This window comes from Bacteroides sp. NSJ-48 (assembly GCF_014287405.1).
Lineage (GTDB): Bacteria > Bacteroidota > Bacteroidia > Bacteroidales > Bacteroidaceae > Bacteroides > Bacteroides stercoris.
In genome coordinates, this window is sequence record NZ_JACOOD010000012.1 from 23,616 (window position 1) to 40,314 (window position 16,699).

General features: G+C 51.5%; 13 protein-coding genes. All 13 read right to left on the bottom strand.

The features are described 5' to 3' along the window. Positions 1-40: 40 nt before the first annotated feature. Positions 41-2,464 (bottom strand): DUF4906 domain-containing protein, encoded by a 2,424-nt coding sequence (locus tag H8S52_RS07655; RefSeq protein ID WP_186909568.1) that lies wholly within the window; start codon positions 2,462-2,464, stop codon positions 41-43. Between the two features lie 124 nt (positions 2,465-2,588). Next, positions 2,589-5,012 carry a DUF4906 domain-containing protein gene (locus tag H8S52_RS07660; protein WP_117985069.1) on the bottom strand — a complete coding sequence of 808 codons (2,424 nt, stop codon included), beginning with the start codon at positions 5,010-5,012 and terminating at the stop codon, positions 2,589-2,591. A gap of 31 nt (positions 5,013-5,043) precedes the next feature. Continuing rightward, positions 5,044-6,474: a fimbrillin family protein gene (locus H8S52_RS07665; RefSeq protein ID WP_117985067.1), complete on the bottom strand. Its 1,431-nt coding sequence runs from the start codon at positions 6,472-6,474 to the stop codon at positions 5,044-5,046. Positions 6,475-6,494: 20 nt separating this feature from the next. After that, on the bottom strand, positions 6,495-7,511 hold the full coding sequence (locus H8S52_RS07670) for a fimbrillin family protein (protein ID WP_117985076.1): 1,017 nt from the start codon (positions 7,509-7,511) through the stop codon (positions 6,495-6,497). A 22-nt stretch (positions 7,512-7,533) separates the two neighbouring features. Next, on the bottom strand, positions 7,534-8,547 hold the full coding sequence (locus H8S52_RS07675; protein ID WP_117985065.1) for a fimbrillin family protein: 1,014 nt from the start codon (positions 8,545-8,547) through the stop codon (positions 7,534-7,536). 34 nt (positions 8,548-8,581) lie between these two features. Then, on the bottom strand, positions 8,582-9,574 hold the full coding sequence (locus H8S52_RS07680; RefSeq protein ID WP_117985064.1) for a fimbrillin family protein: 993 nt from the start codon (positions 9,572-9,574) through the stop codon (positions 8,582-8,584). After that, positions 9,567-10,535: a DUF5119 domain-containing protein gene (locus H8S52_RS07685; RefSeq protein ID WP_117985062.1), complete on the bottom strand. Its 969-nt coding sequence runs from the start codon at positions 10,533-10,535 to the stop codon at positions 9,567-9,569. Before H8S52_RS07685 ends, H8S52_RS07680 begins: the two co-directional genes overlap by 8 nt. 22 nt (positions 10,536-10,557) lie before the next feature. Then, a complete protein-coding gene (locus tag H8S52_RS07690) occupies positions 10,558-12,072 on the bottom strand; it encodes a DUF3575 domain-containing protein (protein ID WP_117985060.1) in 1,515 nt (504 codons plus the stop codon). A 42-nt stretch (positions 12,073-12,114) separates the two neighbouring features. Next, positions 12,115-12,297, bottom strand: a complete 183-nt coding sequence (locus H8S52_RS07695; protein WP_118363178.1) for a hypothetical protein — start codon at positions 12,295-12,297, stop codon at positions 12,115-12,117. 10 nt (positions 12,298-12,307) lie between these two features. Continuing rightward, entirely contained in the window at positions 12,308-13,525 is a 1,218-nt protein-coding gene (locus H8S52_RS07700) for a fimbrial protein (protein WP_117985059.1), read from the bottom strand. Positions 13,526-13,573: 48 nt separating this feature from the next. Beyond that, positions 13,574-14,545 carry a DUF3868 domain-containing protein gene (locus H8S52_RS07705; protein ID WP_186909569.1) on the bottom strand — a complete coding sequence of 324 codons (972 nt, stop codon included), beginning with the start codon at positions 14,543-14,545 and terminating at the stop codon, positions 13,574-13,576. Positions 14,546-14,575: 30 nt separating this feature from the next. Then, positions 14,576-15,160, bottom strand: a complete 585-nt coding sequence (locus tag H8S52_RS07710; RefSeq protein ID WP_117985055.1) for a DUF3575 domain-containing protein — start codon at positions 15,158-15,160, stop codon at positions 14,576-14,578. Between the two features lie 438 nt (positions 15,161-15,598). Next, complete coding sequence (locus H8S52_RS07715; RefSeq protein WP_186909570.1) at positions 15,599-16,561, bottom strand: site-specific integrase; 963 nt, start codon at positions 16,559-16,561, stop codon at positions 15,599-15,601. Between the last annotated feature and the right edge of the window lie 138 nt (positions 16,562-16,699).

Below are 16,699 nucleotides of genomic sequence, written 5' to 3' on the forward strand. Positions count from 1 at the left end.
AGTAATTCTCCCCAAAAAAACTCCGGTATTCTTTTAGATGTTAGTCTTGGACACAACGCACAGGAAACGCATCCGAACGGTTGGGGCTGCTCACCGGGCCCACCCAGCTCGAGCGCGTGTCCAGGAAGCCCCCGTGCTGCGACGTGGCAGAGTACGGAGAGGCCGACCAAACATAGCACGCCCACCCAACGTATCTGACGTGGCCGTCAGACCCGTAGCGATAGCCGGCTGCCGGGTAGAATGCCACATTGCCCGCATCTGCTGCCTCCGCATCTCCGGTAGTGAAAAATCTACGTCCCCATACCTCGAAGTTTCCATCTGTAAAGCCGGTACTTTCATTAGTCTGATTATATTTATCCGCTGCAACCACATTATATCCGGCAATATTGCCCGTATTATAAGCTGTTGTAATGGTAGTGAAATTGGTCCATACATCCTGCGGAGGCATGTGATAACCGTAGGGACACGGGTCGTAGATGGTTTTCTTTACATCTGCAATCGTTCCCAGTATCAGGCTGGTTTTCTCATCCTGCAAACCACTGCCCCATAATTTATTGGATGCCTTCCAAGGCACAGAACCTTCCGCTCCACTCTTTACCGGATGCGCTGCAAAAATCCAGTTATAAGAAGGATTCGTGCCATCGCCACCATAGGCAGCAGTCTTATCATTATCATCTCTCAATATAAACACCAACGGATTTTCCACTGCATAAGCAAGTTGCGCCTTTACGGCAGTTTGATCAATCCCTGTTGTTATCGCACTGTTCTTTATCTGATTAGAATTCTTAAAAATCTTATTTCCATTTGCATCATACACGGGCACAATATCCGCATCGTTCGTCCTCGTCATCACACCTGCCGCGGGAAACGGGTCTTTACGACCGAACTGAAAATATACACCATACGTTTTTATGGCTTCTTCCGCTACTTTGGTAGCTGTTCCGCTGGCAGCTCCCAGATTACGGTCCATCATCTTAAATTCCCGTTTGGTTATATTGGCATAAGAAGCAAGGCCGTTACGGGGCCGTGTTTCGTATGTCTGCACTTTGATGCCGTTTCTGTCGAATGCTGCTGTAATCCAGATGTGCCAGCTCCAAAGAGTGGTAGCGCCGTTTTTGGCGGCAACTACTGCATTGCCTTCGGTTGCTTCGCCCAACTTGAATACGATATAGCCGTTTCTGGAGTAGCCTACATAGTCTAAGGTAGGCGCTTTGTCTCCCTCGCGGGTTTCCCACACAAGAGCGGCATTGTCGGGTGCAATCCTGTCATTGGCTGGTATGTCTGTGCCGGTATAGGAAATCTGTGCCGAGGTTGCCGCACCGTTGCCGCGTATGGTGGCTTTGAAGCGATACCATTTATTGGCGTCGGTGGTATTCACCACATAGCAATTGGCGGTCTGTGTTCCTGCCGCACTCAAATCCTTGCCCACCAGCACGCGGCCGTCGTTCATGTTCGTACCCTTAATGGCGGCATTTATCGTGTACTTCGTATTGCGCACCACATTGAAATCGCCGGCCTTATCGCCCGCGCCCAGATAAATGGTGTAAGCCACATCGCGGGCTATGCCGCCTTTCGGCGTATAGCTGCCCTCTATCAGAATATAAGTGGCCGTGGCAGGCACATTGTCCTCGTAGCGGTCTTTCCAGTCTGTCAGCGAGTTACTTCCAGCCTTGTTTTCCGGAACATACCAGGCGATGGACTTGGTGTTGTCGCTCGTATAGGTTGTGAGTTCCGCAACAGTCGGAGCGGTGGTTGCCGACTCTACGTAATAGAGTTTCTTTGCCACGTTCATCAGCCTGACGGAAGTCACTGTAAAGACGTCCCCGGTGTTCGGAGTCGTCAGGTTCAAACTGACTTTGGCTACCGCACGGGTCAACGAGACGGTAAGGGACGCATTGTCCGTTTCTGAGTTAAAATCGGTTTTATAACCACACATCGGCAGGTTTTGCCCCGTACCCTTACCCGACGATACCTCTGCTGCAAACTTCTTGAAATCGGCCAATGCACTGCCGTATGATACCTTTTGAGTCAGGTCGCCTACGTTTGCCAATACATACACCGTGCACGTGCCTACTCCCGAAGCCAATGAAATATTCGCAGTTAGCTGCCCATCCGTCAGTGAGGCGTATTCGCTGTATTTCAGTTTACCGTCGGCATTGCCGAACTGGAACACACAAATGTCGTTTATCGCATCTTCCTGTACATCGGTCAGCGTACCGGCACGGGTTCCGGCAGTGTTTGCCGTTTTCCCTGCTTCCTCGCCCAACACCAAGTCCAACGAATTATCGCCACGGGTACGGGTCGTACTAACAGTTCCCCGCATAGGTGTTGCATCGAGCGAAAGTTTTACAGGCGCCGTTGCAACATTGGGAACAATATTGCCCGTTCCCTGCTCCTCGTCCGTACAGGAGAGGACACAAAGAACGGATAATATCCAAAGTCCAAAAAATTTCGTCACTTTCATATTTATTTCTTTTTCATATTTTTTGTTTCTATACTACATTCAAGGTAGGTTTGTCTCATTAAATAGAAGATTATATCAAGGGGGAGTTATTCTACTTGAAAAAACTCCGGTATTCTTTTAGATGTTAGTCTTGGACGCAACGTACAGGGAGCGCACCCGAACGACCAGCGCCGTTCACCGGGTCCACCCAGTTCGAGCCCGTGCCCAAAAAGCCCCCATGCTGCGATGTGGCAGAGTACGGAGAGGCCGACCAAGCGTAGCACCCCCACCCAACGCCACTGACGTGATCGTCATACCCACTACGACAGCCGGCTGCCGGGTAGAATGCCACATTAGCCTCATCTGCAGTCGCTGCATTACCGGTTGTAAAGAATCTACGTCCCCATACCTCGAATTTTCCATCCGTAAAGCCGACAACATCACTAGTCTGATTATATTTATCCGCTGCAACCACATTATATCCGGCAACATTGCCCGTATTATAAGCTGTCGTAATGGTAGTGAAATTAGTCCATACGTCCTGCGGAGGCATGTGATAACCGTAGGGACACGGGTCGTAGATGGTTTTCTTTACATCTGCAATCGTTCCCAGCATCAGGCTGGTTTTCTCATCCTGCAAACCACTCCCCCACAATTTATTGGATGCCTTCCAAGGCACAGAACCATCTTTATCATTCTTTGCCGGATGCGCTGCAAAAATCCAGTTATAAGAAGGATTCGTGCCATCGCCACCATAGGTAGCAGTCTTATCAATATCATCTCTCAATATAAACATCAACGGATTTTCTATTGTATAGGCTAATTGCACCTTTACAGCCGCTTGGTCAATGCCTGTTGTTATCGCACTGCTCTTCACCTGATTAGAATTCTTCAAAATCTTATTTCCACTTGCATCATACACGGGTACAATATCTGCATCACTCGTCCTCGTCATCACGCCTGCCGCGGGAAACGGGTCTTTACGGCCGAATTGAAAATATACACCATACGTCTTTATGGCTTCTTCCGCTACTTTCGTAGCTTTTCCGCTGGCAGCTCCCAGATTACGGTCCATCATCTTAAATTCCCGTTTGGTTATATTGGCATAAGGTGCAAGCCCGTTACGAGGCCGTGTTTCATATGTCTGTACTTTGATACCGTTTCTGTCGAACGCTGCCGTAGTCCAGATATGCCAGCTCCAAAGAGTGGCAGTACCGTTTTTGGCAGCAACCACTGCATTACCCTCACTTGCTTTGCCCAACTTGAATACAATGTAACCGTTCTTGGAATAGCCTACATAGTCCAAAGTAGGAGATGTTCCTCCCTCACGGGTTTCCCACACAAGAGCAGCATTGGTAGGAGCAATCCTGTCATTGGCTGGTATCACCGCTCCTGTATAAGAAATCTGTGCCGGAGTTTCCGCACCGTTCCCTCGTATGGTGGCCTTGAAGCGATACCATTTATTGGCATCGGTGGTTTTCACCACGTAACAATTGGCGGTCTGTGTTCCTGCCGCACTCAAATCCCTACCTATCAGCACACGGCCGTCGTTCATGTCTGTGCCTTTAATGGCGGCATTCACTGCGTACTTCGTATTGCGTACCACATTGAAATCGGCCGCATTGTTACCTGCACCCAGATAGATGGCATACGATACATCGCGGGCCGTACCGTTCTGTGGTGTATAACTGCCCTCTATCAGAATGTAAGTAGCCGTGACCGGAGCATTCCCTTCGTAGCGGTCTTTCCAATTTGTCAGCGCATTGCTTCCAGCCTTGTTTTCCGGAATATACCAGGTTATGGACTTGGTGTTGTCGCTTGTATAGGTTGTAAGCTCCGCAGCAGTCGGAACGGTGGTTGCCGACTCCACGTAATAGAGTTTCTTTGCCACGTTCATCAGCCTGACGGAAGTCACCGTAAAGGCATCCCCGGCATTCGGGGTAATCAGGTTCAGGCTGACTTTTGCCACCGCACGGGTCAGCGAGACGGTAAGGGATGCATTGTCCGCCTCCGAGTTAAAATCGGCTTTATAACCACACATCGGCAGGTTTTGTCCCGTACCCTTACCCGACGATACCTCTGCTGCAAGTTTCTTGAAATCGGCCAATGCACTGCCGTATGCCACCTTCCGGATAATATTACCCACGTTTGCCAGCACATACACCGTACACGAGCCTACTCCCGAAGCCAATGAAATATCCGCCGTCAACTCACCGTCCATCAGCGAGGTATATTCACTGTATTTCAGTTTGCCGTCGGTATTGCCGAACTGGAACACACAAATATCGTTTACCGCATCCTCCTGTGTATCGGTCAGCGTACCGGTACGGGTTCCGGTATTGCATGCCCCCTTCCCCGTTTCCTCGCCCAGCACCAAGTCCAGTGAATTATCGCCACGGACACGGGTCACGCTTCCGGCTTCCTGCATGGGTGTTGTGCCGAGCGAAAGTTTCACAGGCTTCGTAGCGACATCGGGAATAATACCACCTGTTCCCTGCTCCCCGTCCGTACAGGAAAGGACACAAAGAACGGACAATGCCCAAAGTCCAAAAAATCTCGTTACTTTCATTTTATTTCTTTCTTATATTCTTGTTTCTATACTATTCCGAAGCCGGGTCTGCCGCATCGCCACCGATATTGGCAGGTATATCTTCCGTATGCCAACTATTGCCGGAACTCATATTCGTATTACCGTCACCGACACTACCCGGTACATTTTCAGTACCCCAACTGTTACCGGAACCTATATTCGTATTACCGCCGCCGGAACTGCCCGGTACATTTTCAGTACCCCAACTACCGCCGGGACGCACATCCGTATTACCGCCACCCGAACTGCCCGGTACATCTTCCGTACCCCAACTATCGCCGGGATGCACATCCGTATTACCGCCGCCGGTTTCGCCCGGCACTCCCTGTTCCGAAGCCCAAGGCAGACCCTCACCGCCTACCGACGTCAGCCCGAACGCGCCTATTTCGGCATCCAGTTCCGGGTTGGGCCGCCATTGACCTGTGCCGACGGTAGTACTGCCGTTTCCGGTTTCACCCGGTATCTCCACATGTTCCCACGTGCCGATATGGATAACCACCGGAGTAAACGCACCGATATTATCCTGTCCGGACATTACACTCCCGCTCCACGGAAGCACTTCCAGAATGAGCTGCACGGAACCGCCTTTCATCTTCAAGGAAAATGTATATTGCGTACCCGGTGCAAAGGCAAGCGTCTCCGGCATATCCGCAACGAACTCCGCAGCCGCCATCCCGTTGAACACCGCATTCATCCTGAACTGAAACTTACCCGCCGTCCGTGGCAATACCACTGTAGCGGCAGAAGTTTTCAAGTCTGCATCCGGCGTGGAAAACTCACTGCCCGCTATGGTAACGGCATCACTCTGCGCTATGCCCGCAACGGGCAGTTGGGTACACAGTACCGCTTCGACAGGTGCATGCGTCATATTGCTCAATCCGGCAGACTCGATACGCACCGAGGTGATATTGCCCGCTTTCGGTTGCAAGGCAAATATCAGTTTTGCACAATGCCTGCCCAAGTCGTCGAGCACAACCGCCGGACTTGCTTCGCTCACCGTTCGTCCTGCCGTCAGCGAAGTGGCATAGTCCACACCATGTCCCACAGAAACGGTGCAAGCCGGGCTGCCTCCGTCGTTATCGGGATTGGCTACCGCCAGAGCCGGAGTCAGAGCATAAAAGTCGTAAGTCCCCGCACGCAGCAGTAAAACGTTCACGGCTTCCAGCGTACCGTTGCCGTTTACGGCTCTGTACGTGCCTTCCCCCATGTATTTATCCGTTGACAAATCGGGAGACTCACCTACGCGCCTGAAAGCGAGGATACGCAACGTTGCCCCATCCGCCAGTGGCGAAGCGGCACGTGTAGCCACCTCCGTAGCGATGCCCGATGCAGAAAACCGCACGGCAAACGCTTCATGTTCCTTCAACAGCAGTTCGTTCTCCGTGCATGCACAAAGCAGCAAAACTACCGGCAGGTATTTTATCATCCCTTTACAATTCATAAATTCGACGGGTTATCTCATTATATTTCTATATTCTTAATCGGAGTTCCATTTACCCAGTCGGTAACGGACACCGCAGGAGTTATCCCGGCAGATGTAAACTTCAAGGTAACGGCGTACGAAGTACCCGCTTTGAAACCGCCGTCGACGGGAACGTTTATCTTCGTTTTCTGCAAACCGCCGGTCTCTAAATCAATCTGCAATTCAATGGCATCATCTGCCTGCGGAGCAAACATGGCATATCCTGCCATAACAGCAGCATCGTCGGCAGTAGCGCCTACACCCATTTCCAGCGGATAGGTAATTGCGGTTGAAGGCGTAACAGGGTCTGCGGAAACCAAATCCAAATCGTCCGTACCTGTAAAGGAAGGGGCGGTTATGGTTGTTCCGTCTGCCGCTGTCGCCTCAGGCAATGTAATCGTACACCCCTGTTTCTTCCCGGTAATCTTGATGGATTTTACTTTACCCCACAATGTCTGTGTAGCCGCATCGGGAGCATACACCTTTACACTGATTTGGGTAAGCAGGTGGCTGAAAGCCAGGCTTGCTATATTCGTATTCTTATCCCCTTCTTTCAAGGGAGTAGCCATTATATCCGTCTTACCGTCAATAGTACCAAAATCCACGGCCTTTGTACCCTGCGTAAAAGTTACTCCGCTGCGCCTCGGATACCAGCCTATCAGTTTGGTCTTGTTTCCGTTTGCCAAATAATACTCAGCCGGAGAAAACGACAGTGTTTTTGAAGCCGTAGCCGCCGTTCCATTCAAAGCGGTGGTCTGATACGTTGTATAACCGCCCTCGTCACCAGCATCCGCACGTGCAAACGCCACATCCAAATCCGTACCGAAACCGGAATTAATCATCCCGTCCAATACTGCCTTCGTAGCCGGTTCTACCGAAGATAAAATACTGCTGTTTACACGTATTTCCACCCTGCCGTCGTCCTGTATCATTTCCACCGGAGCGTCTGCAGAGCAGGCCGCAAACAAAGACAACAAAGCACCGTTTACCGTTAAAATCCATTTATTCCGTTTCATAAGCATGCTGTATATCGGTTGATTATTGAATTTCTTCACTGCTGCCGCCATCTTCTTCCCAGTCTTTCACCGTGGCTGTTGCCTTTATTTCGGTAGCTTTGAATGTAAGGAGCACCACGAACTTCTTGCCCTGTGTAGATGCCGTATAATCGGCACTGCTACCGGTTGTTTTCAGATTGACAGGCACAGTGACAGGCGTAGTTCCCGAATGTTCTGTTTTTACGGCCAATGTATAGTCTGCCGTACCGGTCGCATTTTTCAGAGGAGCCACCATAGAGTAGGCCACTTCCTCACCATCGGTAGTCAGTTCTTTCGCCTGAGATGCGAAAGCCGTTTCCGTACCTGCCCCTCTTACCCAGAAAGACATGCCGTTGTCCAGCAACGTGGCAAATGCGCTGCTTTCATCGGCTGTACCGGCAGACAGGCTTACCGTTACCGCACCGGACGGATTATTCTTACCGACCTTGGTCAGCGTGATATCCGTTAACTTTCCCCATTTCGCAATAGCCGCCTCGTCCTCGGCAACCGCTTTAATTACCAGTTGCGTAAGCAGGTGTTTGAACTCGAGCTGCGGGTAATTGCCGTCTTTGGAATCGTTTTTCGTGGAAGATTTTTCCGGAGCAGCCATCACATCCTGACTGCCATTGAATGTAAATTTGCACTCATCATTGGCCGGATTGCCCCAACCCTCAAACGGATACAGGCCGCAGATATGCAGCGTGCTGTTGTCCACCGGATAATATTTTGCCGTGGCAAAGCCCACCGCCGTACTGCCGTTGTCCGTAAAAACCATTTTATCATTGGCATAGGTCGTTGTATAGTTGCCACTCGTTTCGGACACCAGCACCCGTGCGGCCAGCGTATTGTCTGCCGTTATCGTACCCTCGTACGGTGCACGTGTCATTGTTTCCGCCGCTATGGCGGAAGAGATCAGTTTGATTTCCACGTTCTCATTCGGAACCGGTTCCATTACATCACTCTGTGTACAACCTGCCATAACTATTACGGCAAGAAGCGAAAAAAGACTTTTTTTCATAACTGTTTATGTTAGATGAATATTTATTAATTATTTACTCTACTATCCCCTCACCGTATCCGTCCATCACCCACGGCATGACCTTTGCCGAAAGGGCAACCGCCGTACGGTCGCGGAATTTCAGTGTCACCATATAGGAGCGTCCGGCTGCAAAGACCGTTTCGCCGCCCGACGGCCGTATCTCTATACCGGGGTAATCGCCCCTGCTGTCTGTTGTCAGCGTAAGCCGGAACACGGGCTGTCCCGGTTGCAGCATCACTTCGCCCGCCAATACCTGCGGCATTTCCGTTGTACCGCTTATGGCGGCAGGCGATTTCAAAGGAAACGGTACGGCAGCCTGCGCGGCAGACCATCCTCCCAGTTCGCCCGTCTCCAAATTCAGCGTAGAGGCGGTGTTTACCCCATTGAATGCCAGCCCTGTAACAGTTACGCCTGCAAATTCCCCCTCATCGTCAACCAGCCGGAAGCGGAGCTGCGTCAGTTTATGCTCAAACAGCAATGCGGAAGGTGCTTCCCGGCGCGAACCGGTAACCGGACGCACCCACATCACATCTTCCGCACCTGTGAGCCTGAAATACAGCACCGGCGACTGCCCGGCAACCGCTTCCACATAATTATCCCCACCCGTGCCCACAGGCGCATAAGGATGATATACACAAAACTTCACCCGCCTGCTCTCTTCCAGCGGATAGGTATAATCACCGTTCCAGAAAAGCATGCCGGTAGCGGCATCAATCCCCGTAGTCCGCACGTTGTCCATCAAAGGAGTTCCGTTCCATTCGGACGTCAGCGGGGCATACAAGGCATCCGTACGCGCGGTAACCACTCCATACACGCCTACCTTGTCGCCCACGGCAGCCAGTCCGGCAAGGTCGTTTACCGAAGCACGGGTTGCACTCCCCTCATAACCGCCCGCCTGGGTTCCCAGCCTTATAAGCCCGTCCGGAGACAATGGCTCCTGCCCGGCGCATGTGCAAAGCAACAGGCACGCAAGCAGTCCTGTGCAACTACCGTATATCCTATTCATACATAATCCTTTCTCTCTTATCGTAAAATACCTTGCGTTTATAATCTCCTACCCCGCCCTCACCGCTTCCTTCCGTCCAGCCTTTCACCTCTGCCGTAAGAACCGCATTCAGCAGGTTTATGCCAAGCTCCACTTCCACCGTCTCGTCTGCCGGAAGTTCACCCGCATAAAGGCGGATGATGTCCGTCAGTGTTCCGTTCATGTTTACCGACGCGCTATACATCTCGCCGCCGGAATTGCGTACCTGCAAATGCAGGCGGCTGTCATAGGCGGCTCCATATTCAGGAGAAAGCAGCCCCAGCAGGCGTATCTCTGCCGAAGCCATATAGGCGGGTTCCGTATTTCTGGTTTCCGCCCGTGTCAGCGTCACGGTAAACGACGTATTCGTTTCGGGAGCGGCGGATATGCTCTGCTCCGAAGGCTCTCCGGAAAGCAGCAAGACGGAAGGATAAACACCGTTCAGCTTCCCGTTCAATACTTTTGCCTCTTCCATGCCCGTTACCTGAAAATGAAGCAACATCTGTTTCACCAGAGGGCGCGGAACGGGCGTGTATTGCACCGTACCCTGTAGCGGAACGTCCACATCGTCCACATTCCAGCTATATACATTGCCGGGCTGCATCTCCGAGACCAAACGGACCTCGGCGGCATTCCGGCTCTCCAGCCCTGTAAAAGCAACGCCGTGCGCATCCGTATTATAGGCAAGCAAATGATAACTGCCCACAGGAAGCGTTGTCGAGAAATATCCGACAGAAGCGGCGGCATCCGTACCGTAACCGGCAACAGCCTCGCCATTGTCCGCATAAAAACGGTAGCAGGCGGTAGCCGGACAGGCAAAAGCACCCCATTCGGGCGCAATCACAACCGTACCTTCGGCGCTGCGATAGTCCAGTGCCGTTTCCGTACATGCCGCCAAAGCAATGCACGGACTTATCAGCCAACCGAGAGTTTTTATCTTCATGTACGAACTTCTTTTTCCGTCTTCACTTCCGGCTGCCAAACCGGTAACTGATACTTATATTTACACCCGTCACCCCGAAATGATTCTCGCGGAAGTTGCGGTTGAAATAATAGTAAGGCATTTCCACATCGTACGCATTGGCATCCGAAGCACGATACCCGCCACGCAAGCCGGCTTCGATGCCCCAGTGCGCATCGAGCAGGATATAACACCCGACGGACAATCCGCCTTCCCAATAAGTGCCCGTGCAGTTGGCAGTGCCTCCGGCTATGCGGCCGCTATCGGCACTGCGGTTGTCAAAATCGCCCAACTGTCCGTAAATGCCCACGTAGCACCAGCGGTAGCAGCCGTCGCCATTCACCCAAAAGCGGGGTTCGAGGCTATAGGCCGACACTCCCCAATGGCATTTGCCACTATCGTAGTCCCAATCCGCATAAGCAGCAGAAGCTACCGCCGACCACCGGCGTGCAAAGAAAAACTCCGCCGACAGGTTGGGGGTAAAAGCGGTATAATCGAAATCGGGGGTCATGCCCGCCCAAGTATATAAGTTCGTTTTTACGGAAAGCAGCGGCAGCAAGCGGTTACGCTGTTTACGTGCCTCACGCCGCGCTTGCCGTCCGGCGGCACGCTCTGCCAGCCATTGCTCGCGGAAACGCTGTTCTTTCAGCCGTTCCTCCTCTTCCCGGCGGAGCTGTTCCTCTTTCCGGCGCGCCTGCACAACGCGTTCTTCTTCCAGACGTATCTGTTCGGCACGCTGCCGTTTTTCCGTTTCCAGCTGCCGGAGTTCCGCCAGACGACGCTCGTCGGCCTCGGCGGAAGCCCGTTCGCGGGCAAGTATTTCCTGAAACTCCGCATCGGTCAGTTTCCGCCGGTAACGTTCCTCGATGATGCGGTGCAGGTCGTATTCCACCCTGATTTCGACCCGCCGAAGCAATGGAAAGAGCTCCGCCATCATAAGGTTGTAAGGTACTCCGCCCTGCAGGTCCATCAGCTTCTTCTCACGGCCCTTGAAGATGTCCGTATTGTCGATGACAGCCAGCACTTCCGCCCGACCGGGCAATGTGGAAGCCTCCACCAGTTGTCGCAGCCTGTCCCAGTCCTCGCCCACGTAGCGCACTTCCACCGGAAAGCGCCTTGCCAGCCCGTATTCCGTATCCAGGTAGTTTCTGAAACCGTTGGCACGGTCGTGCGCCAGCTTTTCGTTGGCGGCATAACTGCCTTCTATGGAGCAATAGCCGGTCAGGGTAATCCGGCGGACGTAAATCAGCGTGTCGGCAAACGAGGAGCGCATGAACTTATCCAGCCTCTCCAGTTCACGGGCATTGCCGCCGTAACCTCTCTGTATCTGCCAACCCCCTTGCGGATAAGAGAAATAACAGTCCAGATTGGCTGTTCCTTCCTTGATAACGCGCCTGTACGTCGAGTCCCGATAGAGTTTACCGGTTCCCAACGTGTCGGGAGAGAAAACCACTCCCGCGCATAAGCGGCCGGGAAGGATACATACAGCCAACAGCAGCAATAGCGTTTTTATCTTCATATAGCCTTGTTTTTCAAGTATTCGTTCTTTTTCCGGTTACGGTTACGGCATCTCCGTTTCCTGCTCGCCCATGTCCACACTCGTATCCATATCTACCGTTATATCCACATTGTTGCCTTCCTTATCGGGTTCGGGCGGGCAATCGTCCAGACTATCGGGAATGCATCCGCCAAGCAGTCCTGCCAAAACACAGCAGAGCAGAAATCTTTTTTTCAGTGTTCTCATATCTCTTCGCTCAGTCCAGTTCCACTTCCTGCACAATTTTCAGTGTCCAGTCGTCCACACTCACCGTCAGTTCAAGATTGGAAGGCACTACCTCCGTGCCGGGCGTAGGTTCGCCGTCGCCCTTGATAACCGCCTTGATGCGATAGTCGCGGTTACGTACGATAGTGCCGTCGCCCGTTCCGTCTTGCGATACCGAACCCGAAGGAGTGATAATCGTACCCGTCTGCAAACGGTTCACCACAATGGGATAGTACACATAGACCGGAGTTTTCGGTCCTACGCTACCGTCCGGATCGAAATAGCCGGAAAGCACCAGCTTGGTGCGGTTGGCGGCATCGTTGTTGGCAAAGGCATAGAACCAATAGGGCACGGTATATTCGTCCGAGGTTATCAATATGCCCTCGGAAGGGGTGACATCGTTCAGCAGAAAACCTGCCCCCTCGGTCCACAAGAAAGAGCCGTCGGGCTGCTCGCTCGTCATACCGCCATGCAACCACGCAGGATTGACTGGCATAGTTTGGGTAACATCGCCGGGCGACACACGGGAAGCTTCCAGCGCATTGCACAGGAAAATACGGTCCAGCGTAAATGTGGCTCCGGCATAGTTCAGGCTGAATGCGCTGCGGATGCTCGAAATGGAGATACGAGCCACCAGACGGGACAGATTTATGGACGCGGACACCGTTTTTCCGGCTTCCAATGTCACCGGCTGTTCGCTGATACCGGACATAGGCAGAAGGTCGGATGCCTGCTGCCCGTTACGTACGGTTTGTACCAGGCTGACATTTTTCCCGACAAATTCGTTTTTGGTCTGCACTCCGGCAAACGTTCCTTCCGGAACATTGGCAACCACAATCACATCGCAGATACCGGGTGAACACAAAATATCCTTTACCGCAAGCGTCCCGGCAGTGCCGCCGGATTCGACGGCGGATTCCACAATGGTATTTACCGACCCGTCGGCATAGAACAGCCCTATTGCCAGCCGATGAACGGCAGATTCGTTTTCGGGCAGGGCAGCAGCAGTGGCACGTGTGTTTGCAGCCCCCGTACCGGATACGTTCAGCCGGAGCAAAGCTGTTTTCGCCATATTCCTGCCTGCGCTTTCATCCTCACCGCTACACGAGGATGCCAAAGCTGCGAATGCCAAAGCATACAGCCAGCAGATAATACATATACCCGCAATCCGCAAAGTTTTCTTATACTTCAAAGTTTTAATTTCCGACATATATCTATATTTTAAAGTAATGGATTTGTCTCATTCCGTTCTTCCGGTTCAATACAGGTTTCTCCTGCTCCTCAGCTCTTCCAGCACCTCGCTTGCACGCTCCACGCCTGCTGCCGCAGCCATTTCAAGATAAAGCTCCGCCTTTTCGCGGTTACCTTCGAGCATACAGAGCACGCCCATGTTGTTAAAAGCCGTCTGACGGGTGGAAAAGCGGGAGAGATAGCTGCGTGCCTTGCGTGTATCACGTTTGCTCAAGGCCACGGCAGCCGCATTGATGTTAGCTTCCGGACAGTCGGGGAACAGGCGGGCGGCAAGGTCGTAAATATCGTTGAACTCGGCAGAGCCGGGCGTGTAGCTGTTGGCAAGGGCAAACAGGCATTCCGGCGTGATGCATCCGTCGCCGTTGGCGGGCAGGCGGTTATCGGCGCTATCAAGGGAAGCGGGAATAAAATTGACCCATGACAGGCAGCGCACGTCCACACTCTTCTCCAGTCCCGGAACTTCCACTTCGGGCAACAGGATGCCCGAAGCAATCCTGTCGTCGTAAGTTGCCGCCTCCCTGCCGTTACAGCCGCACTCTTCGGTATGCAGCATGAGGTCTGCCTGTGTCATCCACTCCCTGAACGGAACAGTCACCTTATATGTGAAACGGCGGGATACCTTACGGTCGTTTTTCAATACTACCGAGGGCGTGGAGTTCCTGCCGTTGCGCGCATCGGACACTCCACCCAATACACGGGTGCGCTCGTACACTTTCTGCTTCTCCGCACCGTTAATAAGAATAGACGGCAAATCGAACGACTGCTCTCCCGCCAGCAAGAAAGGTGTCAGCGTAAGCGATTCGTCCGAAGGCATCTGCAAACCTTCATAGTTGACTTCCATCTGTATATGCAACTGACTGCCCGAAAGGGAGAAACTCCGGCGGGTTATCTGTATCTGCCCCATATAAGCCTCTTGACTGCATAACGTGAGCAAGGACAACAACAGCAGCAATACGCTGCAAAATGTTTTTCGTTTCATCTATTCAATTATTAATCGTGACTTACGTTTTTACTTAATCATATATACCACGGACACGGCAGCCTTTGTAGGGCCGAAATATCCCCTGCCTTTCGTACCGCGCTGTCTGCTGCCGCAATGACCGCAACGGTAACGGTCGCTGCGAAGAAAAGCCGCCCCCGCACCCAGACTTGCTTCCACACCCCAATGCGGGGAAAGCACCCAATGGTAACCATACGAAATGCCTGTGCCCAAAAGCCAGCCTTCGTAACGTGCCTCGCGCGCGCCCTTCAGGATATTGAAAGGCAGATGCACACCGCCTACATTGAAACGCCCGCCCAAGGCATGGACTCCCCAAAAATGACCGGCAAAAGGAGTGCACAGCCAGTGGCGGGCTTCGGGTTGTAACAACCAGTGTTTCCAACGGCGGCCGTCACGGGGAGCAAAAGGCTGGTAATGTGCCGCAATATCCAGTGTCCACCGGGGAGATACAAGAAATTCCACCCCTATATTGGGTGAAGCCAAAGCATCGGCAAGAAGATTGCTTTTCACAGCCATACGCTGCGCTGACGCATCGGAAGCGGACAGCATGCCCAATGCTCCTATTATAATCGGTATATATAGTTTGTTACTCATTCGCTTCCGGCTTTATAAATCCTGCAACGCACCTCATACAGCATGACACGTAGCATCTGGTTAATAAAAGATATACCGTTACTTCATAAGTAACAGAGAGATACATAGCAATATTAATATTGTCATGTGGGAACACAAAAAGACATGATTATTTATGTATACATAACAGAGCGTTGTATACAGTGTGTCCGTTCATTTTTCAGTTTAAGAAAAGTGATGGGATGCTATGTGCCAAAATCTCCATAGTTAGAAAATATAAAAGCTGAGTTCCGGCTTCTCTCTCAATTTACATAGCAAAAAGTGAAAAAAGATAAGATTTTCTTTTGTTTTTTAAGTATTATGTATACTTTTGCAGGCATCTAAGATTCCATTACTTATGAAGTAACTAAGCTATATAGTATTGATTTTCAGTCACAATTTGTTTGTTTGCCTTATTGGCTATTTCTTAAATATATAATTTATTATTACCTTGTTGGCTTTTTCGATTTCATCATTATCGAACTGCTTCAGATAACCTTCCGTAGTAGTGATTGAAGCATGGCCCAACGCTTCTGAAATCACCTCCACAGCTATTCCGCAAGATTTTGCAATAGAGGCCCAAGTATGACGGGCAGCGTAGGAAGAGAGCCTCTTCCCCAGCCGGCAGACCCGCGAGAGCCGGTACAGTTGTAAATTGAGCATACGCAATGCCCGCTGATAATCCTTGTACGCTTCTTTACCGGAAAGACTGCCGTTCAGGATATTCAATAAGTAAGGCGAAGAGGGGTCGTTGCTGGCATAACGCCGTAGAAGTTTCATGGCTGCCGCATCAACGGCTATCGAAAGCGGCATCCCCGTCTTATGACGGCGAATAGTGAGATAACCGTTCCGTAAATCCACTTTACGTAAGTTTGCCAAATCGATGAAAGGGATGCCGTGAAAACGCAACATCAGCTCCAGGCAGGCACGTGCCCAGCCGAGATTGCGTGAATCAGAGGATGCGGCAGGTTCGCTTTCGGATGAACGGTCTGCTTCCTCTTCCACAACATCTTCCAGCAACACCCGTTTTATTTCCCCTTTCTTCAATGCCCGCTGATGATTGGCATAACGCCCGGTAAACACATTCTTGAACTGCCGGGGGATATAGGGGGCCAATCCCATATCCACCGCCCGGTTATACACCGCACGAAGCATACGCATATACGTGGAAATCGTGTTCCACAGCAATGACTGCTTCAACAAATACTCCTGATAGCTTTGCAGCCAGCCGGGAGTCAAATCTTCCATGTGCAGGGAGTGTCCGCCATACTTCACTGCCGACTTCAATGCACAATGATACACATGGGCAGTACTGTAACGTCCCTGCCGTTCCATATCCGTAATTACGGATAGCATAAGATCATAAAATTCACTTTTGTCCATAGTTCTCTTTTTTTACATACTAATTAGTTTACCGACCCTCGGTCAACAACAAACCTTAGACAATGTTTCATTACATATATAGCCAATTACATATCTTTTATAATTATGATATAAACTATTAATTTGTCATACTTTTAC